The 23534-nt window shown below is 59.9% G+C and carries 20 protein-coding genes; 10 read left to right on the top strand and 10 right to left on the bottom strand.

The annotated features are described in order from the left end of the window. Nucleotides 1-28: 28 nt before the first annotated feature. Both KW849_RS16725 and KW849_RS16730 read left to right on the top strand, forming a co-directional pair. Nucleotides 29-1114, top strand: a complete 1086-nt coding sequence (locus KW849_RS16725; protein WP_218430436.1) for a catalase family peroxidase — start codon at nt 29-31, stop codon at nt 1112-1114. Beyond that, a complete protein-coding gene (locus KW849_RS16730) occupies nt 1111-1656 on the top strand; it encodes a cytochrome b (protein WP_218430437.1) in 546 nt (181 codons plus the stop codon). Before KW849_RS16725 ends, KW849_RS16730 begins: the two co-directional genes overlap by 4 nt. A 103-nt stretch (nt 1657-1759) precedes the next feature. Here KW849_RS16730 and KW849_RS16735 read toward each other — a convergent pair whose 3' ends face one another. Further along, nucleotides 1760-2905 (bottom strand): M14-type cytosolic carboxypeptidase, encoded by a 1146-nt coding sequence (locus KW849_RS16735; RefSeq protein WP_218430438.1) that lies wholly within the window; start codon nt 2903-2905, stop codon nt 1760-1762. Between the two features lie 366 nt (nt 2906-3271). Between KW849_RS16735 and KW849_RS16740 the strand changes: the two genes are divergently transcribed. The 5 genes from KW849_RS16740 (at nt 3272) to KW849_RS16760 (ending at nt 8108) form a co-directional block, all read left to right on the top strand. Next, nucleotides 3272-3940: a GntR family transcriptional regulator gene (locus KW849_RS16740; RefSeq protein WP_218430439.1), complete on the top strand. Its 669-nt coding sequence runs from the start codon at nt 3272-3274 to the stop codon at nt 3938-3940. A 131-nt stretch (nt 3941-4071) separates the two neighbouring features. Continuing rightward, nucleotides 4072-4878: an ABC transporter substrate-binding protein gene (locus KW849_RS16745; RefSeq protein ID WP_218430440.1), complete on the top strand. Its 807-nt coding sequence runs from the start codon at nt 4072-4074 to the stop codon at nt 4876-4878. Nucleotides 4879-4889: 11 nt separating this feature from the next. Further along, a complete protein-coding gene (locus tag KW849_RS16750) occupies nt 4890-5657 on the top strand; it encodes an amino acid ABC transporter permease (protein ID WP_218430441.1) in 768 nt (255 codons plus the stop codon). A gap of 1 nt (nt 5658) precedes the next feature. Beyond that, nucleotides 5659-6438 carry an amino acid ABC transporter ATP-binding protein gene (locus KW849_RS16755; protein WP_218430442.1) on the top strand — a complete coding sequence of 260 codons (780 nt, stop codon included), beginning with the start codon at nt 5659-5661 and terminating at the stop codon, nt 6436-6438. 59 nt (nt 6439-6497) lie between these two features. Next, on the top strand, nt 6498-8108 hold the full coding sequence (locus tag KW849_RS16760) for a gamma-glutamyltransferase family protein (protein WP_218430443.1): 1611 nt from the start codon (nt 6498-6500) through the stop codon (nt 8106-8108). A 423-nt stretch (nt 8109-8531) separates the two neighbouring features. On the opposite strand, the gene KW849_RS16765 is transcribed toward KW849_RS16760, so the two are convergent. Further along, nucleotides 8532-8873, bottom strand: coding sequence for a DUF6124 family protein (locus tag KW849_RS16765; RefSeq protein ID WP_218430444.1), 342 nt, complete (start codon nt 8871-8873; stop codon nt 8532-8534). 129 nt (nt 8874-9002) lie between these two features. Between KW849_RS16765 and KW849_RS16770 the strand changes: the two genes are divergently transcribed. After that, nucleotides 9003-9650: a LexA family transcriptional regulator gene (locus KW849_RS16770; protein ID WP_218430445.1), complete on the top strand. Its 648-nt coding sequence runs from the start codon at nt 9003-9005 to the stop codon at nt 9648-9650. 39 nt (nt 9651-9689) lie between these two features. On the opposite strand, the gene KW849_RS16775 is transcribed toward KW849_RS16770, so the two are convergent. From KW849_RS16775 to KW849_RS16790, 4 genes are all read right to left on the bottom strand, one after another. Then, nucleotides 9690-11645, bottom strand: coding sequence for an acetyl/propionyl/methylcrotonyl-CoA carboxylase subunit alpha (locus KW849_RS16775; protein ID WP_218430446.1), 1956 nt, complete (start codon nt 11643-11645; stop codon nt 9690-9692). Beyond that, a complete protein-coding gene (locus tag KW849_RS16780; protein ID WP_218430447.1) occupies nt 11645-12457 on the bottom strand; it encodes a gamma-carboxygeranoyl-CoA hydratase in 813 nt (270 codons plus the stop codon). Before KW849_RS16780 ends, KW849_RS16775 begins: the two co-directional genes overlap by 1 nt. 118 nt (nt 12458-12575) lie before the next feature. Further along, the gene (locus KW849_RS16785) at nt 12576-14183 is read right to left on the bottom strand and encodes a carboxyl transferase domain-containing protein (RefSeq protein WP_218430448.1); all 1608 of its coding nucleotides are present in this window, start codon (nt 14181-14183) and stop codon (nt 12576-12578) included. A gap of 12 nt (nt 14184-14195) precedes the next feature. Next, nucleotides 14196-15359: an isovaleryl-CoA dehydrogenase gene (locus tag KW849_RS16790; protein WP_108219085.1), complete on the bottom strand. Its 1164-nt coding sequence runs from the start codon at nt 15357-15359 to the stop codon at nt 14196-14198. 289 nt (nt 15360-15648) lie between these two features. Between KW849_RS16790 and KW849_RS16795 the strand changes: the two genes are divergently transcribed. Beyond that, the gene (locus tag KW849_RS16795; RefSeq protein ID WP_218430449.1) at nt 15649-17343 is read left to right on the top strand and encodes an AMP-binding protein; all 1695 of its coding nucleotides are present in this window, start codon (nt 15649-15651) and stop codon (nt 17341-17343) included. 664 nt (nt 17344-18007) lie between these two features. Here KW849_RS16795 and KW849_RS16800 read toward each other — a convergent pair. The 3 genes from KW849_RS16800 to KW849_RS16810 form a co-directional block, all read right to left on the bottom strand. Further along, entirely contained in the window at nt 18008-18907 is a 900-nt protein-coding gene (locus KW849_RS16800; protein WP_218430450.1) for a hydroxymethylglutaryl-CoA lyase, read from the bottom strand. Nucleotides 18908-19102: 195 nt separating this feature from the next. Further along, nucleotides 19103-19504, bottom strand: a complete 402-nt coding sequence (locus KW849_RS16805; protein WP_007992801.1) for a MerR family DNA-binding transcriptional regulator — start codon at nt 19502-19504, stop codon at nt 19103-19105. Between the two features lie 153 nt (nt 19505-19657). Beyond that, complete coding sequence (locus tag KW849_RS16810) at nt 19658-20593, bottom strand: LysR family transcriptional regulator (protein ID WP_108219081.1); 936 nt, start codon at nt 20591-20593, stop codon at nt 19658-19660. Between the two features lie 165 nt (nt 20594-20758). Between KW849_RS16810 and KW849_RS16815 the strand changes: the two genes are divergently transcribed. Further along, nucleotides 20759-21988, top strand: coding sequence for an acyl-CoA dehydrogenase (locus KW849_RS16815; protein ID WP_218430451.1), 1230 nt, complete (start codon nt 20759-20761; stop codon nt 21986-21988). Between the two features lie 155 nt (nt 21989-22143). On the opposite strand, the gene KW849_RS16820 is transcribed toward KW849_RS16815, so the two are convergent. Then, nucleotides 22144-23484, bottom strand: coding sequence for a phosphate ABC transporter substrate-binding/OmpA family protein (locus tag KW849_RS16820; RefSeq protein ID WP_218430452.1), 1341 nt, complete (start codon nt 23482-23484; stop codon nt 22144-22146). Nucleotides 23485-23534 lie beyond the last annotated feature (50 nt).

Here is a 23534-nt window from a genome sequence, read left to right on the forward strand (position 1 = left end):
CTTGTGGCCGATGGCCCTGGAGTCTTTCATGGTAGATCGATCATCACCGCCCCCCCGGCCACCCTTGAGTGCGGCGAGCCTGACATTGCGTCTGGCTGGCATTGCCGTGGTCGTTGCCGCAGTGGCTGCGGCATTTGCCTACGTCAACGGCACCCTGGACCCACAGCGCCTGACCCCGAAAAAACTGATCAACGTGCTGGAAGCCAACAACGGCGTGCATCCGGGTTTCCGTCGCAACCATTCCAAAGGCGTGTGCGTGATCGGGCATTTCGAGAGCAGCCTTGAAGCGCGCAGCTATTCCACCGCTCAAGTGTTCAACGAAGCACGGACACCGGTGGTGGGGCGTTTCGCCTTGGGGGCCGGTAACCCAAACGCGCCGGACAGTGCCGCGCCGATCCGCAGCATGGCCTTGCGCTTCACTCAGGCCAACGGCCAGCAGTGGCGCACCGGGATGAACAGCATGCCGGTGTTCCCGGTGGGCACGCCCGAGGCGTTCTATCAATTGCAAAAAGCCCAGTCGCCAGACCCGGCCACCGGCAAACCGGACCCCAACACGGTATCGGCGTTTTTTGCTTCGCACCCGGAAGCCGCACCGTTCCGGGCCTGGATCAAGACCGCCAAGCCGTCGGCCAGTTACGTGACCGAAAACTACAACAGCGTGAATGCGTTCTACCTGGTCAACGCGGCCGGCCAACGCCAGGCCGTGCGCTGGAACATGGTGCCACTGGCCCAGGATGCACCGGGGGGCACAGCACCGGAGGGCAATGATTTCCTGGAGAAAGACCTGATTCAGCGAATCGCCGCCGGCCCGTTGCGCTGGCAGTTGAACATCACCCTGGCCAACCCCGGCGATCCGGTCAACGACGCCAGCAAGGCCTGGCCCGAAGGGCGCAAGGTGTTGAACGCTGGCACCCTGGTGCTTGAAAAGACTCAACCGCAACTCAACGGTGAATGCCGTGACATCAACTATGATCCGCTGGTGTTGCCGGCCGGGATCGAAGGTTCCAACGACCCGTTGCTCGCCACCCGTTCAGCCGCTTACGCCAATTCCTACCTGCGTCGCACCAGCGAAGTCAGCCAGTTGCCCGCCGCCAAACAGGAGGCCCAGCAATGAGCAACCAACCGAACCACTTCGCCCCGCTGGCGCGCCTGCTGCACTGGCTGATGGCGCCGATGATCATTGCGATGCTGTTTATCGGCGCCGGCATGGTCGCCTCGGTGTCCGAGCGTCATGAATGGTTGATTCATCTGCACAAACCCTTGGGCATCGCGATTTTGCTGTTGGTGATCGTGCGCCTGGTGGTGCGTTTCTCCACCACACAGCCACCATTGCCGGCGGACTTGCCGGGTTGGCAGGCGCGAGCGGCCAAGGCGTCGCATGTGTTGCTGTACGCCTTGATGCTGGTTCTGCCGCTGCTGGGCTGGGCGATGATTTCGGCGTCGGGCGAGCCGGTCATGCTCAGCAGTTCATTGCTACTACCGTCGATTGTGCCGGCGAACGCGCAGGTGTTTGCGTTTTTGCGCAAGGCGCACGGGTATCTGGCGTATCTGCTGTTTCTGACTGTGTTACTGCATTTGGCGGCGGCGTTGTTTCACGGTTGGGTGCGTCGCGATGAGGTGCTGGACAGCATGTTGCGGGGCAAGGATCGCGGATAATAGCCGAGCGAAAAAAGATCGCAGCCTGCGGCAGCTCCTACATTGGAATACGTTTCCCTGTAGGAGCTGCCGCAGGCTGCGATCTTTTGATCTTAAAGGGCAATCAACGCAGGCTATCAACCATCTCGGCCGCGGTGGTCAACACATCCTTCCCCAACTGTTTCGACCGCTTGCCCGACCAGCCCGTCAACGGGTTCGGATGATCGTCGTGATCCTTGAACGGCATTTCCAGGGTCAACGACAGGCAGTCGTACTTCTGCCCGACGCTATTACAGGCCAGCGTCATGTTGGCCCGGCCCGGTTCGTCACGGGCGTAGCCGTACTTGGTCTGGAAGTCTTTGGTGGTGTGCTTCAGATGGCTGCGGAAGTGTTCCTCAAGCTTTTCGATTCGCGGCGTGTAACCAGGGTTGCCTTCGCAACCGGCGGTGAATACGTGGGGGATTTCCTCGTCACCATGGACGTCGAGGAACATGTCGACGCCGTATTTTTCCATCTGCTGCTGAACGAACAGGACTTCCGGGCTGATTTCCTGACTGGCGCTTTGCCAGGCGCGATTGAGGTCCTGGCCCATGGCGTTGGTGCGCAGGTTGCCGTGGAAGGCACCATCCGGGTTCATGTTCGGTACCAGGTACAGGTCGGCGCTGGCCAGTAGTTTATTCAGCACAGGGTCGTCGTGTTTTTCCAGGCGTTCGATCACGCCTTCCATGAACCACTCGGCCATGTGTTCACCCGGATGTTGCTGGGCAATCATCCATACCTTGCGTCGGCCCTCGGCCCCAGTGCCTTTGCGCAACAACTGGATGTCTCGACCTTCGACACTTTTGCCGGTGGCCAACAGTTCGGTGCCGGCCTTGGTCAGCGCCTGCTCGACCAGCCAGTCGTGGCGGCCGCGGCTGTAGGGTTCGAAGTAGGCGAACCAGGCGTGGGTCTGCTCGGCTTCAAGGCTGAAACGCAGGCAGTCGCCTTCGAAAATGGTCGGTACGCGGAACCAGTTGACGTGATCGTAGGACGCCACCGCCTGATAACCGGTCCAGGCTTTGTTATAGGAGGATTGGCTGGCATTGTTCAGGCGAAACCAGTGTTCCTGGCCAACATGCAGGCCGCTGGCCTTGAAGTGGAACCATTGGAAATGGTTGCTTTTGGTATCGGGGCGGATCGCCAGCAGGGGCTTGAGCGGGTCGCTGACATCGATTACCTGGATGTTGCCGCTGTCGAAATTGGCACTGATGTCGAGGGAGGATTTAGCCACGGTTGGGTTCCTGATCAAGATTTTTATGGCGGCCACTTTACACGCAAGTGCAGGGCCTTAGGAGCGCAGAAAAACCGTCTCACCACCAAGACGCCTGTTCACTTTGCGACTCAAGGTTTGCTACGAAGTCCTCCAACCAAGCGTAGCGATCATCCGTGTTACCACCAGCACCGTTTTGAAGCCTTCAGGTGACAGGATGGGGCATTTCAACTCGTTCCGGATCAATACCCTTGTCTGCAACCAGCCGTCGTGATGGCTGATACATCAATGCAATCAAATACCTGCAATCGATGCGCTGAATCTGGCACGCAATGTGCTTTTTTGGATTTATGGATAATTGGATACAAAAATACAAAAGGTGCACTGATGAAATTCGCCCCTGCCTATACCGAGCGCCAGCCTGTTACTGCTGAGGAGGAGGCTTACAACTTTCTCCTGGAAGCCATTTGCAAAGGACGTTACCGCACCGGCGAACGGCTGATCGCCGAGGACATCGCCGGTGAAATCGGCATGAGCCGCATGCCGGTGCGCGAAGCGTTCCGTCGTCTGGATGCCGACGGCCTGGTGACGTTGCGGCCCAATCGCGGCGCCATCGTACGGGGTCTGAACATCGACGAAATGCGTGAAGTGTTCGAGATGCGCAGTGCCCTTGAGGGGCTCGCCATCCGGGTGGCTGTCAGCAAAATGACCGAGCGCCATTTCAGCCATCTGGAGCGTCTGCTCGACGAGATGGACGACTACCGCGAGGACGGTGCCGAGTGGGTCAGCCGTCATCGCGCCTTCCATGAATACCTGTGCAGCCTGAGTGAACGCCCGCGCCTGATGCGGCAAATTTCGGCGCTGTACTCGGTGATCGAGCCGCACATGCGCCTGTGGCTGCAACACGCCGACAAGCCCCGCAGTGCCCGGGACGAACACGCCTCGATCGTGGCCGCGTTGCGTTCCGGCGATCCGGATAAAGCGGCGGCGGTGGTGTGCGAGCACATCGAAGGAACGATTCCGCGTCTGATTCAGTTTCTTGAGGCTCATCAATAGAAGAACAAACACATTTCCCGTAGGAGCTGCCGCAGGCTGCGATCTTTTGATCTTTTCAGAAGCAACATCAAAAGATCGCAGCCTGCGGCAGCTCCTACCGGACATTCGTTGCAGCCACCTGGAGTATTGCCATGTACAAGCCTTGCGCGTTAGCTGCTGTCCTTTCCTTAAGCCTCTGCTCGCAATGGGCGCTGGCGGCGCCTGAACTTCCCGAGCGGTTAAGCAAGAGCGAGAAGATCGTCTATTGCTCCGGCATGGATTCGCCACCGCTGGTGTCGTTTGACCTCAAGCAAAAACCGGTCGGACTTCAGGTGGATATGGGCGAGGCGATTGCCCAGCGCCTGGGTGACAAAAAAGTCGAATGGCGGATCTCTCCGTTCGCCGGGCTGATCCCGGCGCTGCTGGCGCAGCAGTGCGACATGATCGTCGATCAATTGTTCGACAAACCCGAACGCCGTGAAGTGATCGACATCGTCAACTTCATGTATTCCAGCCAGTCCATCGTGGTGCCCAAAGGCAATCCGAAATCGGTGAACACGCTGGAAGATCTATCGGGGCTCAAGGTCGCGGTCAGTAATGGTTCAACCATCCGCGTGCTGCTGGGCAAAGAGAACGAAAAACTCGAAGCGGCCGGCAAGGCACCGATGAAGCTGGTGGTCTACAACGTCGACGCCGATGCGTTCCAGGCCTTGCGCATCAACCAGGTGGACGCTTTCGGCACCACGGTCGAGTCTGCCGGTCATTACCAGCAACTGGCCCCTGACTTGTTTCAATCAGCGGTGCCTGCTTTCAACCGCATCCTGACCGGTTTCGGTGTGCGCAAAAGTGATCCGCAATTGACCGTCGCATTGACCGAAGTCTTGCAAGGCATGCGCGCCGACGGAAGTTACGAAGCGCTCCTCAGTAAATGGCATGTCGGCAGCGACAAACTGGACTGAGGACGAACCTGATGAACTTCAATTGGAATGTGTTCTGGCAATACCTGTTACAGCCCAGTGATGTCTACCTGACGGGATTGTGGCTAACGTGCCTGATCAGTGTGTCGGCGATGTTGCTCGGCTGTGTACTGGGGTTGATCGCAGCGTTGATGAAGCTGTCGAGTAACCCGCTGTTGCAATACCCGGTGCGCTTTTATGTGTGGCTGATGCGCGGCACGCCGCTGCTGGTGCAGATCGTGTTTCTGTACACGGCGTTGGCGGCGGGCGGGATTTTCCGCTTCGAAGACCTGGACCTCGGCTGGTTCATCGTGCCCGGCAACATTCAGGCGGCGATCATCGCTCTGGGCCTCAACGAAGGCGCGTACATGGCCGAGATCATTCGAGCCGGTATCGGCGCGGTGGACAAGGGCCAGTACGAAGCCGGGCGGTCCCTGGGCATGACGTTTCCCAAGTTGATGCGCCGTATCGTGTTGCCCCAGGCCTTCCGGGTCATCGTTCCGCCGCTGGGCAACGAGTTCAACGTGATGTTGAAAAACACCACACTGGTCAGCGTGATCGGCGTGCAGGAGTTGTTGCTCAGCACGCAAATGGTGACCTCGGCGACCTTCCGGGTGTTCGAGTTGTATCTGGTGGTTGCCATTTACTTCCTGGCCTTGACCACGCTCTGGGGCTTTTTCCAGCGCTGGCTGGAGACACGCTTCGGCCAGTCCGATCGTCCGGCTCCGGCCGCCAGCCGCATGTTCGGTCGCAACACCATGAAACTGTTGAGAGGGCGTTGAGATGGCGCACATGAGTGAAGAGCTGGTCATCGAAGCGCTGGATATTCACAAGTCGTTTGGTGACCTGGAAATTCTCAAGGGCATTTCGCTGCAAGTGAAACGGGGTGAAGTGGTGGTGCTGATCGGCGCCTCTGGTTCAGGCAAAACCACCTTTATTCGCTGCATCAATCTGCTTGAGGACATTCAGTCCGGGCAAATCCGTGTCAGCGGCCAGCCCATGGGTTACCGCACCCGCGCCGATGGCAGCCTGGTCCGGGACTCGGAGCGCAACATTGCGCGTCAGCGCCGGGACATCGGCATGGTGTTTCAGCGTTTCAATCTGTTCCCGCACATGACCGCCCTGGAAAACATCATCGAGGCGCCCATCCATGTGCTCGGCGTGCCTCGCGCGGCAGCGGTGGAGCAGGCGCAGGCGTTGCTCAAGCGGGTCGGGCTGGCCGAGAAGGCGGATCACTACCCATCGATGCTGTCCGGCGGGCAGCAGCAGCGGGTGGCCATCGCCCGGGCGCTGGCCATGAAACCCCAGGCGATGTTGTTCGACGAGCCCACCAGCGCCCTTGACCCGGAGACGGTGGGTGAAGTGCTGCAAGTCATGAAGGAGTTGGCCGAGGAGGGCATGACCATGGTCGTGGTCACCCACGAAATGGGCTTTGCCCGCGAAGTGGCCGATCGGGTGGTGGTCCTCGATCAAGGCGAGCTGATCGAGCAGGGGCCACCCGAGCAGATCTTCAGCCAGCCGAAGCACGCCCGTACCCGCGCCTTTCTCAGTCGCGTGTTGTAGGAGCGAGCCGGCTCGCTCCTACAGGTTTTTATGAACATTACTTTTGTGTGAGTCCTGCCATGTTCAAGTTATCTGCCCACGAGTATCCCTACACCTCACAACGTCAAAGCGTTTTCGCCAAGCGCGGCATGGTCGCCGCCACGCAACCGCTGGCGGCCGAAGCCGGAATTGAAATCATGCGTCGCGGCGGCAATGCCATCGATGCGGCCATCGCCACGGCAGCAGCATTGACGGTGGTCGAGCCCACCGGTTGTGGTATCGGTGGTGACGCTTTTGCCTTGGTCTGGACCCAAGACAAACTGCACGGCCTGGCTGCCAACGGCGCCGCCCCGCAAGCCCTGAGCATTGAGGCAGTGAAAGCGGCCGGTCATGAAAGAATGCCGCTGCATGGCTGGACGCCTGTCACTGTTCCTGGCTGCCCGTCGGCCTGGGCGCAATTGTCCCGGCGTTTCGGTCGTCTGCCCTTTGCGGACTTGCTGCAACCGGCGATCAGTCTGGCGCGGGACGGATTTCCCGTTTCGCCAGTGGTGGCCTTGCAGTGGCAAGCCGCGCTGGAGGATTTCACCCCGGACCGTAGCGACGTGCTTGAGAGCTGGTTCGAGACCTTCCTGATCGAAGGCCGTGCCCCCCGCGCCGGCGAGCTGTTCCGTAACCCGGCCCAGGCACGAACCTTGAGCGAATTGGCCGCCACCGAGTGTGAAAGTATTTATCGTGGTGCGCTGGCGCAGAGGCTGGATGCGCATTCGCGGGCCACCGGCGGCTATCTGCGCGCCAGTGATTTGCAGGACTACAGCGCCCAGTGGGTTGAGCCGATCAAGGTCAACTATCGTGGTGTCGACGTCTGGGAGATTCCTCCGAGTGGTCAGGGACTCGTGGCGTTGATGGCGTTGAAGATTCTCGAGGGCTTTGACTTCGATCATCGCGACAGCCAGCAGACCTGGCATCGTCAACTCGAGGCCATGAAACTCGCCTACAGCGATGGTTTGCACTACATCACCGATCCGGTGCACATGCGGGTGGCGGTGGACGATCTTCTCAGCGATCACTATTGCGCTCATCGCCGGGCGCAGATTGGTGAACAGGCCGTGGCGCCCCTGCCGGGTGATCCCCACGCCAGTGGCACGGTCTATCTGGCCACCGCCGATGGGGAGGGCAACATGGTTTCGTTCATCCAGAGCAACTACCACGGCTTTGGTTCCGGCGTGGTGTTGCCTGACAGCGGTATCGCCCTGCAAAACCGCGGTGAAGAGTTCAGCCTTGATCCCGGGCACTCCAATTGCCTGGCGCCTGGCAAAAAGACCTTCCACACCATCATTCCAGGGTTTCTTACAAAAGATGGTGAAGCGATGGGCCCCTTTGGTGTCATGGGCGGCTACATGCAACCGCAAGGGCATGTGCAGATGGTCATGAATCTGGTGGATTTCGGACTCAACCCTCAAGCCGCGCTGGACGCACCGCGTTGGCAATGGTTGGGGGACATGAAGGTGGGCATTGAGCAGGACGCTTCGCGGGATATGGCGGCGGCGCTGGCGCGTCGCGGGCACGAGGTTGAGGTGGCATGCGATCTCACCAGTTACGGGCGTGGGCAAATTATCTTGCGCGATCCTGAAACCGGTGTGTTATGCGGTGGGACAGAGCCACGAGCGGACTCACATATAGCGGTGTATTGAAGAGCAGGAGAGGGGGCGAGGAGTTGGGGGCGTCCTCCTTGACGCCGCCGCAGCTTAGAGAGTGTGCGACTGATTCTCAAGTGCTATCTGTCGTTGGTTTGAACCAATGATGCCGGGCTTTTCTTGCCAACTGGAATTCTTTTGATATCATCCGCGCCATCGAATTTTCGGCACCCAAAGACTTCATTAGCCTGAAGCCAAAGCCAGAAAAACTGGCAAAAAAAGACCCGGCAAAAAGCCGGGTCAAAAACCGTGTTTAGCCTGATGAGGAGATAGTCCAGGAGACCGACCTAAGGTCACCTGGTCCATCGACTGATCTCGCGACCAGATAATGCAATAGTAATCATTCTCGTTTGCAAGTCAATCGTTTTTACTTGCTCGATAGGAAAATTCTTTCCTGTCTTCTCGATTTGCGTTCTCACTTCAACAGTTTTCATACTTCTCCAGCGATCGATCGACCATCGCCTTGGCCATGTCGATCATGTGCACCGTCGAAAATGCCAGGTCGCGGTTTGCGCCTTGCAGGTGATTGGCTGATTCGGACGCGGTGGCGGCAGCACAGCGCAACAGGTCCAAAGCATGGACCAGCGCCTCTTCGCCGGTGATGTTGCGGTTCACATCAAAAAAACGCGGTTCGGTCACTTCCTCTGAAATAGCTGGTTTCAAGTAATAGTCCAGCGCGCGTTGTGCCGCCGCTGAGCCCTGGGGCGATGTAAGGGTGGTGTCGATTTGCATGTCCGACAGGTCATTGGCGGGTGGGTTCATGGTGATGGCAAGCTCCGTGTTGGATTCAGATCCGTGAATCGATCCTAGTACGAAATGTATTTGTGACGATAATTTAAATACTACAATTTGTGTTTTGATGGCCGGAGTCGTCCACGTATCGTGCCGCACATGGATAAATGGATTGAATTGGTCAAGGCCAAGATGAGTGAACTCAAAATCACTCAAGAGATACTCGCTGAGCGCCTCGGGATGTCCCAGGGCGGCATTGGCCACTGGCTCAACAAACGTCGTGAACCCGGCATCGAAGACATGAACCGTGTCCTGCGGGCGCTGGGTCTTGAGTTTCTCGAAGTGGCGCTGGTAATCCGGGAACCGCAGGCGTCAACGGACGACGAAATCCCTCTGACACAGAAGTACAATCCGTACTTCCGCTACCCGGTCAGTGACTGGCGCGAACCTGCCGAAGTGCGCGATGGCGAGGTCGCGGTGTATGGGAAAGGGCACTTTGAATTGTCCGATTATCACGCGCAGGGACCGGCATTCTGGTTGAGAGTGTCAGGTGATGCGATGACCGCACCCACTGGTATCAGTATTGCGGAAGGCATGCTGATCCTGGTGGACCCGGCGGTGGAAGCGGTGCCCGGCAAACTGGTCATTGCCCGGTGGCCGGACAGCGCCGAAGCCACGTTCCGCAAGCTCATCGAAGAGGGCGGGCAGCGTTATCTGGTGCCGCTCAATCCGACGTATCCGAAAGCCCTGTACGCCGAAGATTGTCGAATCATCGGCGTAGTGGTTCAGGCAACTGCCAGGTTCTGATCAGATCGGTCCTCGCGATGCGTAGGACCGATCTTCATTTCACGCTTCTTCCAGTTCGACCAGTGCACTACCTTCGCTGACCATCTCGCCTTCCTGGCAATACAGCGCCTTGATCACCCCGGCATGGGGCGCGCGAATGCTGTGCTCCATCTTCATCGCTTCCAGTACCACCAATTGCGCCCCGGCTTCGACCGATTGCCCGGCCTCCACCAGCACGCGGACGATGCTGCCGTTCATCGGTGCGGTCAGCCCGCCATGATGGCTGTGGCTGGCCTCGACGGCGCTGATCGGGTCGTAAGCCTCGATGCGGCGCAACTCGCCATCCCATTGCAAATACACCTGTTCGCCACGGCGTATTGCGCGGTGTTGACGGCGCACACCAGCCTGCTCGGTCAGCAGCTGCTCGCCCTTGAGCCGAGCGCTGTGGGCATCGATGTCGCCCAGCGTGAGCGCCCGGTCCTGGCCTTCACAACTCAGGTGCAGGGTGATTGCTCTCGGCAAACCGGCACGCAGGCCATTGCGCGCCGCCCACGGCGAACCCGGGTCATCGGCGCGGGTTGCAGGCGGCTGGCTCTGGGCAAACGCCTGGGCGGCGGCCTGCCAGAAATCATCGCTGAGTTCCGCCGGCGTCGGCAGCAACTGTTCCTGATAGCGCGCAATGAAGCCGGTATCGAGTTCGGCAGCGGCAAATGCCGGGTGACCGATGATGCGCCGCAGGAAATTGATGTTGGTCTTCAATCCGCCAATGGCGAATTCGTCGAGCATGCTCAACAGGCGCAATCGCGCCTGTTCACGATCTTCGCCCCAGGCAATCAGCTTGCCGAGCATCGGGTCGTAGAAAGGCGAAATTTCATCGCCTTCTTCAACACCGCTGTCCACTCGACGCCCCGGCCCCTGGGCGGATTCACGATACAGCTCCAGGCGACCGGTCGCCGGCAGGAAGTCATTGCCCGGATCTTCGGCATACAACCGCACTTCGATCGCGTGCCCCACCAGCGGCACCTGGTCTTGCGTCATCGGCAACGCTTCGCCGCGTGCCACGCGAATCTGCCAGGCCACCAGGTCGAGGCCGGTGATGGCTTCGGTGACCGGGTGTTCTACTTGCAGGCGGGTGTTCATCTCCATGAAGAAGAACTCGCCCCGCGCATCCAGCAAAAACTCAACGGTGCCGGCACCGACATAACCGATGGCCTGCGCTGAACGCACAGCGGCTTCGCCCATGGCGCGTCGCAGCTCCGGGCTCAGGCCAGGTGCTGGCGCTTCTTCGACGACTTTCTGGTGACGGCGCTGAATCGAGCAGTCGCGTTCGTTGAGGTACAGGCAGTTGCCGTGCTGGTCGGCGAACACCTGGATTTCCACGTGACGTGGTTTAAGCAGGTACTTCTCCACCAGCATCCGCGAGTCGCCAAACGACGATTGCGCTTCGCGCTGGGCCGAGGCCAGGGCTTCGGCCAGTTGGCTGACGTCCTCGACCACTTTCATGCCTTTGCCGCCGCCACCCGCGGTGGCCTTGAGCAGCACCGGGTAGCCGATGCGTTCGCAGGCGGTGCGGAAGGTTTCCAGGTCCTGGGCTTCGCCGTGATAACCGGGCACCAGCGGCACGCCAGCGGTTTCCATCAAGGCTTTGGCCGCGGACTTGCTGCCCATGGCGTCGATGGCCGAGGCCGGCGGGCCGAGGAAAATCAGGCCGGCGTTTTCGATGGCGCGGGCGAACCCGGCGTTCTCCGACAAGAAGCCATAGCCGGGGTGAATCGCCTGGGCGCCGCTGGCTTTGGCGGCGGCGATCAGTTTGTCGATCTGCAGATAACTGTCGGCGGCTTTGCTGCCACCCAGGTCGACGCGAATGTCGGCTTCGCGGCTGTGCCGGGCGTCACGGTCGGTGGCGCTGTGTACGGCCACGGTGGTCAGGCCCAGCGCCTTGGCGGTGCGCATCACCCGGCAAGCGATTTCGCCACGGTTGGCCACCAGCAGGGTGGTGAGGACAGGTGCGCTCATCAGCGGGGCTCCTTGGTGGATTCGGCCTGCCAGCTCGGCGGACGTTTTTGCAGGAAGGCACGCAAGCCTTCCTGGCCTTCGGGGCTGACGCGAATGCGGGCGATGGCGTTTTCGGTGTAGCGGCGCAGCGCCGGGGTCAGTGAGCCGTCGCCGACTTCACGCAGCAAGTCCTTGCTGGCGCGCATCGCGGCCGGACTGTTGAGCAGCAGATTGTCGATCCATTGCTCGACTTTCTGTTCCAGCTCGGCACTTGCATAGCTCTCCGACAACAGACCGATTTCCCGCGCCCGTTGCCCGCCGAAGCGCTCAGCAGTCAGCGCATAACGACGTGTCGCGCGCTCGCCGATAGCCTGGACCACGAACGGGCTGATGACCGCCGGTGCCAGGCCGATGCGTACTTCCGACAGGCAGAACTGCGCGTCATCGGCACCGATGGCCATGTCGCAGCAACTGATCAGGCCCAGCGCGCCACCAAAGGCTGCGCCTTGCACCACCGCCAGGGTCGGAACTTTCAGCTTGGCCAGGTTGTACATCAACTCCGCCAGTTCCCGGGCGTCGTCGAGGTTGGTGGCGTAATCGAGTTCGGCCGATTGCTGCATCCAGGCCAGGTCGGCGCCGGCGCTGAAATGCTTGCCGCGACCGCGCACGATCAGAAATCGCAGGCTGGCATCGCTCGCGACTTTGTCGAGGGCGAGGATCAGTTCGCGGATCATTTCGGCGTTGAAGGCGTTGTTCTTTTCTTCACGGCTGAGCCACAGCGTGGCAAAACCACGGGGGTCGGTCAGCAGTTCGAGGGTGTTGAAGTCGCTCATATTCGTCCGTCTCCACGGTCCTTGCGGGGGCGGGCTGGTTCGCGAAACGATTTTACGATTGCTCTGCAATCGAACGGGAGCAAGCTCCCTCGCCACAAAAGCCCGCGCCCACAGAAAATCACATCCGGAACACGCCGAAGCGGCTCGGTTCGATTGGCGCGTTCAACGACGCGGACAAGGCCAGGGCCAGTACGTCGCGGGTCTGGGCCGGGTCGATGACACCGTCGTCCCACAGGCGCGCGCTGGAATAGTAGGGGTGACCCTGTTCTTCGTACTGGTCGAGTATCGGTTGCTTGATCTCGGCTTCCTGCTCGGCGCTGAAACCCTGGCCACTGCGTTCGGCCTGCTCACGCTTGACCTGCACCAGTACGCCGGCCGCCTGCTCGGCGCCCATCACGCCAATACGCGCATTCGGCCACATCCACAAAAAGCGCGGATCGTAGGCGCGACCGCACATGCCGTAGTTACCGGCACCGAAGCTGCCGCCGATGATCACCGTGAACTTCGGCACCTTGGCGCAAGCCACCGCCGTCACCAGTTTCGCGCCGTGCTTGGCAATACCGCCGGCTTCGTATTTCTGGCCGACCATGAAGCCGGTGATGTTCTGCAGGAACAGCAGCGGGATGCCGCGTTGGCACGCCAGTTCGATGAAGTGCGCACCTTTCTGCGCCGCTTCAGCGAACAGGATGCCGTTGTTGGCGAGGATCGCGATCGGGTAACCGTGCAGGTAAGCAAAACCGCAGACCAGCGTTGTCCCGAACAGCGCCTTGAACTCGTCGAACACAGAACCATCCACCAGTCGCGCAATCACTTCGCGTACGTCGAACGGTTGCTTGGCGTCGGCCGGAACCACGCCGTACAACTCGTCGCTGCTGTAGAGCGGGGCGATTGGTGTGCGTTGCTGAACCTCACCTTGCTTGCGCCAGTTGAGGTTGGCGATGCTGCGGCGTGCCAGTGCCAGGGCGTGTTCATCGCTCTCGGCGTAATGGTCGGCCACCCCGGAAATCTTGCAGTGCACATCGGCCCCGCCAAGGTCTTCGGCGCTGACCACTTCACCGGTCGCGGCTTTCACCAGCGGCGGGCCGGCGAGAAAGATCGTCGCCTGTTCGCGGACCATGATCGCTTCGTCGGCCATCGCCGGTACATAGGCGCCACCAGCGGTGCAGGAACCCATGACCACGGCAATCTGCGCAATGCCCATGGCGCTCATGTTGGCCTGGTTGAAGAAGATCCGCCCGAAGTGCTCGCGGTCCGGAAACACTTCATCCTGGCGTGGCAGGTTGGCACCTCCGGAATCCACCAGGTAGATGCACGGCAGGCGGTTCTGCTGGGCGATGGTCTGGGCGCGCAGGTGCTTTTTCACGGTCAGCGGGTAATACGAGCCACCTTTTACCGTGGCGTCGTTGGCGACGATCATGCACTCGACGCCTTCAACGCGGCCGATCCCGGCAATCACGCCAGCGGCGGGGACGTCCTCGCCATACACCTCGTACGCCGCCAGTTGGCTGATTTCCAGAAACGGTGAGCCCGGATCCAGCAAGCGGTTGATGCGTTCGCGAGGCAGCAATTTGCCTCGCGAGGTGTGGCGTTCTTGCGCCTTCGGGCCGCCACCTTGCGCCACTTGGGCGAGCAGGGTGTGCAACGCGTCGACCTGCTTGAGCATCGCCGCGCTGTTGGTGGCGAACTCCGCTGAACGGGGGTTGAGCTGGGTATGCAGGGTAGCCATGTGCAGCTCCGTTTAGCGGGTTTCGTTGAACAGTTCGCGACCGATCAGCATGCGACGGATCTCACTGGTGCCCGCGCCGATTTCGTACAGCTTGGCGTCACGCAACAGACGGCCGGCCGGGAATTCATTGATGTAGCCGTTACCACCGAGAATCTGGATCGCGTCGAGAGCCATTTGCGTGGCGCGTTCGGCGCTGTAGAGGATCACGCCGGCGGCGTCCTTGCGCGTGGTTTCGCCGCGCTCGCAGGCCTGGGCCACGGCGTACAGGTAGGCGCGACTGGCGTTGAGTTGGGTGTACATGTCAGCGACCTTGCCCTGGATCAGCTGGAATTCGCCGATGCTTTGGCCGAACTGCTTGCGGTCGTGGATGTACGGCACGATCAGGTCCATGCACGCCTGCATGATCCCGGTCGGGCCGCCGGAGAGCACGACGCGCTCATAGTCGAGGCCACTCATCAGCACTTTCACGCCGCCGTTGAGCACGCCGAGGATGTTTTCTTCCGGCACTTCGACGTCATCGAAAAACAGTTCGCAGGTGTTCGAACCGCGCATGCCGAGCTTGTCGAACTTGTTGCTGCGGCTGAAGCCTTTCCAGTCGCGTTCGACGATGAAGGCGGTGATGCCGTGGGGGCCCTTTTCCAGGTCGGTCTTGGCGTAGATCACGTAGGTGTTGGCGTCCGGACCATTGGTGATCCAGGTCTTGCTGCCGTTGAGCACGTAGTGATCGCCACGCTTGTCGGCGCGCAGCTTCATCGAGACCACGTCGGAGCCGGCGTTCGGTTCGCTCATGGCCAATGCGCCGATGTGCTCGCCGCTGATCAGCTTGGGCAGGTATTTGGTTTTCTGTTCGTGATTGCCATTGCGGTTGATCTGGTTGACGCAGAGGTTGGAGTGGGCGCCGTAGGACAACGCCACCGAGGCCGAGCCACGGCTGATTTCTTCCATTGCGACAACGTGGGCCAGGTAACCCAGGCCGGCACCGCCGTACTCTTCCGGCACGGTAATGCCCAACAGACCCATGTCGCCGAATTTGCGCCACAGGTCAGCGGGGAACAGGTTGTCGATGTCGATCTGAGCGGCGCGCGGGGCGATCTCCTTGGCGACGAAGGACTGGACCTGATCGCGCAGCATGTCGATGGTTTCACCGAGGGCAAAGTTCAGGGATGGATAGCTCATGGGTCACCTTTTGGCTTTTTTGTCGGTTGGTGAGACTGTCAATGGGTTCTCACCTTTACGTTAACGTAAGCCTGTGACGAATGGCTGTCAATCACCCTTTACGTTAACGTCAACTTGAGCGAGAGTAGGGCCAATGAATCCTGTAGGAGCGGCGGTGCGGCGATCCGACTTGCCCGCGAAGGCGTCGGATCCGTCGAAATCGATGTTGAACGTGCTGGCCTCTTCGCTGGCAAGCCAGCTCCTACAGGGGACCATTCGCAGCCCATAAATAAAGACAATAGGGGTCGTCATGGATCAACCCAGTGCAAGCCCGCAACGCAGTTATACCCACGGTTCCCAGGACAAAGCCTTGCTGGCGATGACCATCGGCCAGGCGTTCGATAACACCGTCGCGCAATACCCGGACGGGGAGGCGCTGGTGGTGCGCCATCAACAGCTGCGTTTCAGCTGGCGGCAATTGGCCGAGGCTGCGGACCTGCACGCCAGAGCACTGCTGGCGTTGGGTCTGCAGACGGGTGACCGTCTCGGTATCTGGGCGCCCAATTGTGCGCAATGGTGCATCAGCCAGATCGCCACGGCGAAAATCGGCGTGATCCTGGTCAACATTAACCCCGCCTATCGCAGTTCCGAACTCGAATACGTGTTGAAGCAATCCGGTTGCCAATGGCTGGTGTGTGCCGGGGCCTTCAAGTCTTCCAACTATCACGCCATGTTGCAGAGCCTCGTGCCGGAACTGGCGGAGCAGTCCATCGGCAAATTGCTCAGCGAGCGGCTGCCGGAGTTACGTGGCGTCATCAGTCTGGATGCGCAGCCTCCGTCGGGGTTCCTGCCATGGTCGCAACTGGCCGATCTGGCGGGCAGCGTGACGGTCGAGCAACTGCATGAGCGCCAGGACAGCCTGCATTTCGATCAGCCGGTGAATATCCAGTACACCTCTGGTACGACCGGTTTCCCCAAGGGCGCGACCCTCAGTCACTACAACATTCTCAACAACGGCTACATGGTCGGCGAAAGCCTGGGCCTGACGGCGGCCGATCGGCTGGTGATCCCGGTGCCGCTGTATCACTGCTTCGGCATGGTCATGGGCAACCTCGGCTGCATCACCCATGGCAGCACGATGATTTACCCGAACGACGCGTTCGATCCGTTGCTGACCCTCAGCACAGTGGCCGACGAAAAAGCCACGGCGTTGTACGGCGTGCCGACCATGTTCATCGCCATGCTCGATCAGCCCCAACGTACCGAATTCGACCTGTCGAGCCTGCGCACCGGGATCATGGCGGGCGCAACCTGTCCTATCGAGGTGATGCGTCGGGTCATCAACGAAATGCACATGAGCGAAGTGCAGATTGCCTACGGCATGACGGAAACCAGTCCGGTGTCGTTGCAGACCGGTCCTGCAGACGACCTGGAGCTGCGCGTGACCACCGTCGGCCGCACCCAGCCACAACTCGAAAGCAAGATCATCGACGAAGCGGGCAACCTGGTGCCACGGGGCACAATCGGTGAGTTGTGCACCCGTGGTTACAGCGTGATGCTGGGTTATTGGAACAACCCTGAAGGCACCGCAGAAGCCATCGATCAGGCAGGCTGGATGCACACCGGTGACCTGGCGAGCATGAACGATGAGGGTTACGTGTGCATTGCCGGGCGCAACAAGGACATGATCATCCGCGGCGGTGAGAATATTTACCCGCGGGAGCTGGAGGAGTTTTTCTTCACTCACCCGGCCATTGCGGACGTTCAGGTGATAGGCATTCCTTGCTCGCGCTACGGCGAAGAGATCGTCGCCTGGATCAAGTTCCACCCCGGCCACAGCGCCACCGAGCAAGAACTGCAAGCCTGGTGCAAGGAGCGCATCGCGCACTTCAAGACGCCGCGTTACTTCAAGTTCGTCGAGGAGTTTCCGATGACCGTGACCGGCAAGATCCAGAAATTCCGGATGCGCGAGATCAGTATCGCGGAGCTCAAAGCGATACGGTAGGAGCTGCCGAAGGCTGCGATCTTTTAGGGTTGGCGAAGGTCAAGATCAAAAGATCGCAGGCTGCGCCAGCTCCTACAAGGTTGTGATTCTCTTGGAAATCTCAAACGCCAGACAGCACAAAGGGGAGCCGAAGCTCCCCTTTAATTTCGTTGCGCGTGCTCTTTTTTTATTATTGAGGGTCGGTCTGTTGTTGTTTTTGGCAACCGTTGCCCTTTACCGCTGTTTTTGGCGATCCCCATCCGGGATCAAGAGCAAACGTATTTTTTTGAGCGCTGATCTACTTTCTCGCTGAGCGATCCAACCGAATCGGGAGCTACCTGAAGGTAGTTTTATTATTCTCTGCCCGGTTGCGGGTAACTCCGAAAAGCACCCTGAAAAGCACATCTTCTCCAAAAAAATCTGTTAGCTGCGTCTCTGCCGTGTTGTTTTTGTTATGTCAGAGTCGTTACGTCTTGTTTTTATTAGGTTTGCCGCAATTTTTTTATTCTTGTTGTGCGATAGATATAGCAGGAGCCATGCCAACTTTTTAAAAGTCTTTAAAATCAACGATTTGGAGATTTGTGAGGTTTTGCGCTTCAGACAAAACCTCATATTTTGTTTCCGTGTTACTCGCTTGCGCCCACGTTTGAGTCCGCGCGGTAACACCCGGACACACTCAGCGCACTCACTGTGCGCTGCGGGCCTTGGCCACGCGGGAACCGGTAGGGCGACCCAGTACGGTACAAATCTGTTGACCGGCAACCATCAAGGCGTCGAGGTCGATTCCGGTGTCGATGCCCAGGCCATTGAGCAGGTAAACCACGTCTTCGGTCGCGACGTTACCGCTGGCGCCCTTGGCATAGGGGCAGCCGCCCAGACCGGCGATGGAGCTGTCGAACACCGAGATGCCTTCCAGCAGGCTGGCATAGATGTTGGCCACGGCCTGACCGTAGGTGTCGTGGAAGTGCCCGGCGAGTTTTTCCCGGGGCACATCCTTTGCTACCGTTTCAAACATCTTGCGGGTTGCGCCAGCGGTGCCGGTGCCGATGGTGTCCCCCAGCGACACCTCATAGCAGCCCATGGCATACAGTTCACGTGCGACTACGGCGACTTGTTCCGGGGCGACGTTACCTTCATAGGGGCAGCCCAGCACACAGGACACATACCCGCGCACGGTAATTCCGTGTTGTCTGGCGGCGTCCATGATCGGCGCGAAACGCTCCAGGCTTTCGCTGATCGAGCAATTGATGTTGCGTTGGGAAAACGCCTCTGAAGCCGCCGCGAACACGGCCACTTCCTTGACCCCGGCGGCGAGGGCATCTTCAAAACCGCGCAGGTTGGGAGCGAGCGCGCCGTAGACCACGCCCGGTTTGCGCTGGATCTGCGCGAAGACTTCGGCGGAGCCGGCCATCTGCGGCACCCACTTGGGCGACACGAAACTGCCGACTTCTATATAGCCGAGCCCGGCTGCGGTCAGTGCATCGACCAGTTGTACCTTGTCGGTAACACTGATGGGTTGGGCTTCGTTTTGCAGACCGTCGCGTGGGCCGACTTCGACAATGCGTACGTGGGTGGGGAGGGACATGGGGTTCGACCTGTTGTTATTGTCTGAATGCGCTGAGAACCCTGTGGGAGCGATCTGTGGCGAGGGGGCTTGCCCCCGTTGGGCTGCGAAGCAGCCCCAAAATTTCCGATGTATCGAAGATCTTGTGAGTGCTGCGCACTCAAACGGGGGCAAGCCCCCTCGCCACAACCCGCTCCCACAGTGGATAATGTGGATTTACTGAACTGATTCCTGGCTTTTGAGCGTCTGCTCCAGCGCCTGCACGCAGCGCTCTTCAGCGGTATCCAGCTCAAGCTTCATCTGTTCGATGTCCAGCAACTGCTGTTCAAGCTGCTCACGGCGCTCGCTGATTTTCGCCAGCATGCTGTGCAACTGCTTGGTGTTACCGCTGGACGGGTCGTAGAGCTCGATCAGTTCGCGGCATTCAGCCAGCGAGAAACCGATGCGCTTGCCCCGCAGGATCAGCTTCAGGCTGACCTTGTCGCGGGGTGAGTAAATGCGTTCCTGGCCACGACGCTCAGGGCTGAGCAGGCCTTGCTCTTCATAAAAGCGAATGGCCCGGGTGGTGATGTCGAGCTCGCGGGCGAGATCGGAAATGCTGTAAGTCTGGCTGCTCATGGACGCGCTCGCAAAAAGGTCATGGCGCTAAGCTAATGGCAGGTTGACGTTTACGTCAAGGGGCGGAAAAAAGGATCGCTGCCTGCGACAGCTCCTGCAGGAAAATGCATATCCATGTAGGAGCTGCCGCAGGCTGCGATCTTTTGAACGGCTTTACGCCGTTTTAGTGTCGAGCTTCTTCTCCTGCGCCGTCACCTGCTGGCACAACTCGATCATCTGCTCGCGCATCCAGCGGTTCGCCGGGTCCTGGTCAGTGCTTTCGTGCCAGTAAAGATGGGTTTCCACTGGCGGCACATCGTTGACCGGCAGATAAAAGGCGTGCAGGTCGTTACGCCGGGCGAAACGTTCCGGCACGGTCATGACCATGTCCGTCTGTTGCAACACTTGCGAGGCCATCAGGTAATGCTGGGAGCGCAGGGCGATCTTGCGCTGGATGCCCATCTTGCCCAGCGCCAGGTCGACATAGCCGAGGCCGCTGCGGCGGCTGGAAATATGGATGTGGGTCAGGCCCAGGTAATCATCCAGGGTGAATTTCTCTTTGCCCGCCAGCGGGTGCCCCTTGCGCATGGCGCACACGTAGCGGTCCTCCATCAACTTGACGTGACGTACCTGCGGGTCGGTGTTGAGCGGCGCATCGACCGCGAAGTCGAGGCGACCGGCCGCGAGTTCCTTGGTGGTTTCGCGGCGTTTGGACAGGAAGCTTTCGATGATCACCGTCGGCGCCAGGCGGCGCAGGCGCTGGAACAGCGGCGGCAGGATCACCGCTTCGGTGAGGTCGGTCATGCTGATGCGGTAGGTCTTGACCGCTTGCTGCGGGTTGAAAATGCGGCTTTCCTGCACCGATACGCGCAGCAGCGAGAGGGCGTTGCGCACCGGGCCGATGATGTTCTGCGCCATGGGCGTGGGCACCATACCCTGGGCAGTGCGCACGAACAACGGGTCGTTGAAGGTCTCGCGCAGACGCGCCAGCGCGTTCGACACCGCCGGCTGGGTGATGCCGACGATTTGCCCGGCGCGGGTCAGGTTGGCTTCGGTGTAGATCGCGTCGAAGACGATGAAAAGGTTGAGATCGACCTTGCTCAGATTCATTACGCGGCTCTCTTATTGTGTGGGCAGACTGACCTTGACGATCAGCCGATCATATATCGGTGATGAATGTTTATACACGCCGAGAATAGGCTAGGTAAATTATCAGCGCTGTTCTAGCATCGATTGCATGACCTAAACAACCTCCCCCAAGAAGGTATCTCGCTCATGGATTTCGCTTATTCGCCCAAGGTTCAGGAACTGCGTGAGCGCGTAACAGCGTTCATGGACACCTACGTTTATCCCGCCGAAGCCGTGTTCGAGCGCCAGGTTGCTGAAGGCGATCGCTGGCAGCCGACCGCGATCATGGAAGAACTCAAACTCAAGGCCAAGGCCGAGGGCCTATGGAATTTGTTTCTGCCTGAGTCCGAACTGGGTGCCGGGCTGACCAACCTCGAATACGCTCCGCTGGCGGAAATCATGGGCCGCTCGTTGCTGGGGCCAGAGCCGTTCAACTGCTCGGCACCGGACACCGGCAACATGGAAGTGCTGGTGCGTTACGCCAACGAAGAGCAGAAACAACGCTGGCTTGAACCCCTGCTGCGCGGCGAGATCCGCTCGGCCTTCGCCATGACCGAACCGGACGTTGCGTCCTCCGACGCCACCAACATGGCTGCCCGTGCGGTGCGCGATGGCGACGAGTGGGTGATCAACGGCAAGAAATGGTGGACCTCGGGTGCTTGCGACCCGCGCTGCAAAATCCTGATTTTCATGGGGCTGAGCAATCCTGACGCGCCACGCCACGCGCAGCACTCGATGATTCTGGTGCCGGTGGATGCTCCCGGCGTGAAGATCGTGCGCCCGCTGCCGGTGTTCGGTTACGACGACGCTCCCCACGGTCACGCCGAAGTGCTGTTCGAAAACGTCCGGGTGCCGTACGAAAACGTCCTGTTGGGGGAAGGCCGCGGCTTCGAAATTGCCCAAGGTCGCCTTGGCCCGGGCCGGATTCACCACTGCATGCGTTCGATCGGCATGGCCGAGCGCGCACTGGAACTGATGTGCAAGCGCTCGGTGAGCCGCACCGCATTCGGCAAACCCTTGGCGCGGCTGGGCGGTAACGTCGACAAGATCGCCGACTCGCGGATGGAAATCGACATGGCACGCCTGCTGACGTTGAAAGCGGCGTACATGATGGACACCGTCGGCAACAAAGTGGCGAAAAGCGAGATCGCGCAGATCAAGGTCGTCGCGCCGAACGTGGCGCTGCGGGTGATTGACCGGGCGATCCAGATCCATGGTGGAGCAGGGGTTTCCAACGATTTCCCGCTGGCCTACATGTACGCGATGCAGCGTACCTTGCGCCTGGCCGACGGCCCGGACGAAGTGCACCGAGCGGCGATCGGCAAGTTCGAAATCGGCAAATATGTGCCGAAGGAGATGATGCGTAGCGGGCAGTAAGACCGCGTTATCGTTCATCGCGAGCAGGCTCACTCCCACAGGTTCACTGCGATCCCTGTAGGAGTGAGCCTGCTCGCGATGGCGTCAGTAAATTCACCCTCTCAACCTCAACCTCAACCTCAACCTCAACCTCAACCTCAACCTCAACCTCAACCTCAATATACCCAAACCTCAACCCGCCGATTCTTGATCCTTCCCTCATCGGCGCTATTGGCCGCCACTGGCATTTCGGCACCGAATCCGCGTATCTCGCGAAACACCACGCCGCTCTTCACCAATTCCCGCCGTACTGCCATGGCCCGCAGCTTCGACAACAGATCGGCGCGCGCCGGGTCGCTCTTGGCATCGCCAAACCCCACCAGCGTCACTTGCCCGGACATTTTGTCTTGCTGCTTTATATAGTCGAGCACTCGCGTCAGGTCTTGCCGCGCCTTGTTGTCCAGGCTGGCACTGCCTTCTTCGAAGCGAAAATTCACCGACAACCGCTGGGCATGACGACTGAGGGACTGGTATCCCTCGGGCATCAATGCATTGGGGGTGACGGCCATGGCCTGGATGGTTTGTGCAATAAAGCCGTTGGCGGCCACAATGGCCTGACCGTTAGTACTTTGGGCAAAGGCCACCAGGGCATTGGCCCAGGGATTTTTGCCACTGGGTGGCAGATAGAAGAACAACCGACGGGACAGCGGATAATCTTCCGTGGCAATCAGGCTGTTGAGCGGCAACATGGCTTGCGATTGCCCGTCGACAATGGCCACGGCTTTGGCCTGGCGCACGTAGGGCAAACCGATAAAACCGATGCCTTGCGGATCGGCGCTGACCGCATCGGACAGTTGCTCGCTGGATTCGAAGCGCTTCGCCGCGCCGCTCAGGTTTTTCCCGCGGCTGCTGAGGAGCAGTTCCTTGAAGGTGTCGTAGGTCCCGGACTGATCATCCCGTGCATACAGATGAATCAGCCCGCCGCGGCCACCGATGTCTTCCCAGGTTTTCACCTCGCCACTGAATATGCGCGCCAGTTGCACGGTGTCGAGTTGGTTCAGCGGGTTGTCCGGATGGAGGATGATCGCCAGGCCATCGATGGCGATGACCTGTTCGGCGCTCGGGCTTTTCAGGTCACCGAGGGATTCGAGGCTGGCCAGTTCGCTGTCCTTGATCGGGCGCGAGGAGGCGGCCAGGTCGGCGCTGGCTGCTTTGAGCGCAGTGAAACCGGTGCTGGAACCATGGGCCGCCACCTCCACCTCGACCCGCCGGCCCTGAACGGTTTCGCCGACGATGCGCAGTTCGTTGGCGGTGTCCGGGGTTTCGCGGTGGATCTTGCGCAGGCCTTGTTCACTCATCAGGCCCTCGACCAGCGCCGGTCCCAATGCCGCACCGATGGTGTTGGAACCCTGAATGCGTAGCACCGGGCCGTGTTCGGTTGTCGGCAAGTCGCCGGCCGGAGCCGCCTGCGGCAAGCCCATGCACAGCATCAACAGGAACAGCACGCGCAGCATCATGCCGGCACCTTACATAGCCAAAGGAGGTGTCGGGAGATTAAGTCAGTAAG

Origin of the sequence: Pseudomonas sp. PDM26, from assembly GCF_019219185.1 — a bacterium.
Classification (GTDB): Bacteria; Pseudomonadota; Gammaproteobacteria; order Pseudomonadales; family Pseudomonadaceae; genus Aquipseudomonas.

Excerpts from the sequence above, each read along its gene's own strand:
- KW849_RS16725 (WP_218430436.1), top strand. The coding sequence starts at position 29 with ATGGTAGATCGATCATCACCGCCCCCCCGGCCACCCTTGAGTGCGGCG.
- KW849_RS16730 (WP_218430437.1), top strand. The coding sequence starts at position 1,111 with ATGAGCAACCAACCGAACCACTTCGCCCCGCTGGCGCGCCTGCTGCAC.
- KW849_RS16740 (WP_218430439.1), top strand. The coding sequence starts at position 3,272 with ATGAAATTCGCCCCTGCCTATACCGAGCGCCAGCCTGTTACTGCTGAG.
- KW849_RS16745 (WP_218430440.1), top strand. The coding sequence starts at position 4,072 with ATGTACAAGCCTTGCGCGTTAGCTGCTGTCCTTTCCTTAAGCCTCTGC.
- KW849_RS16750 (WP_218430441.1), top strand. The coding sequence starts at position 4,890 with ATGAACTTCAATTGGAATGTGTTCTGGCAATACCTGTTACAGCCCAGT.
- KW849_RS16755 (WP_218430442.1), top strand. The coding sequence starts at position 5,659 with ATGGCGCACATGAGTGAAGAGCTGGTCATCGAAGCGCTGGATATTCAC.
- KW849_RS16760 (WP_218430443.1), top strand. The coding sequence starts at position 6,498 with ATGTTCAAGTTATCTGCCCACGAGTATCCCTACACCTCACAACGTCAA.
- KW849_RS16765 (WP_218430444.1), bottom strand. The coding sequence starts at position 8,873 with ATGAACCCACCCGCCAATGACCTGTCGGACATGCAAATCGACACCACC.
- KW849_RS16770 (WP_218430445.1), top strand. The coding sequence starts at position 9,003 with ATGGATAAATGGATTGAATTGGTCAAGGCCAAGATGAGTGAACTCAAA.
- KW849_RS16775 (WP_218430446.1), bottom strand. The coding sequence starts at position 11,645 with ATGAGCGCACCTGTCCTCACCACCCTGCTGGTGGCCAACCGTGGCGAA.
- KW849_RS16780 (WP_218430447.1), bottom strand. The coding sequence starts at position 12,457 with ATGAGCGACTTCAACACCCTCGAACTGCTGACCGACCCCCGTGGTTTT.
- KW849_RS16785 (WP_218430448.1), bottom strand. The coding sequence starts at position 14,183 with ATGGCTACCCTGCATACCCAGCTCAACCCCCGTTCAGCGGAGTTCGCC.
- KW849_RS16790 (WP_108219085.1), bottom strand. The coding sequence starts at position 15,359 with ATGAGCTATCCATCCCTGAACTTTGCCCTCGGTGAAACCATCGACATG.
- KW849_RS16795 (WP_218430449.1), top strand. The coding sequence starts at position 15,649 with ATGGATCAACCCAGTGCAAGCCCGCAACGCAGTTATACCCACGGTTCC.
- KW849_RS16800 (WP_218430450.1), bottom strand. The coding sequence starts at position 18,907 with ATGTCCCTCCCCACCCACGTACGCATTGTCGAAGTCGGCCCACGCGAC.
- KW849_RS16805 (WP_007992801.1), bottom strand. The coding sequence starts at position 19,504 with ATGAGCAGCCAGACTTACAGCATTTCCGATCTCGCCCGCGAGCTCGAC.
- KW849_RS16810 (WP_108219081.1), bottom strand. The coding sequence starts at position 20,593 with ATGAATCTGAGCAAGGTCGATCTCAACCTTTTCATCGTCTTCGACGCG.
- KW849_RS16815 (WP_218430451.1), top strand. The coding sequence starts at position 20,759 with ATGGATTTCGCTTATTCGCCCAAGGTTCAGGAACTGCGTGAGCGCGTA.
- KW849_RS16820 (WP_218430452.1), bottom strand. The coding sequence starts at position 23,484 with ATGATGCTGCGCGTGCTGTTCCTGTTGATGCTGTGCATGGGCTTGCCG.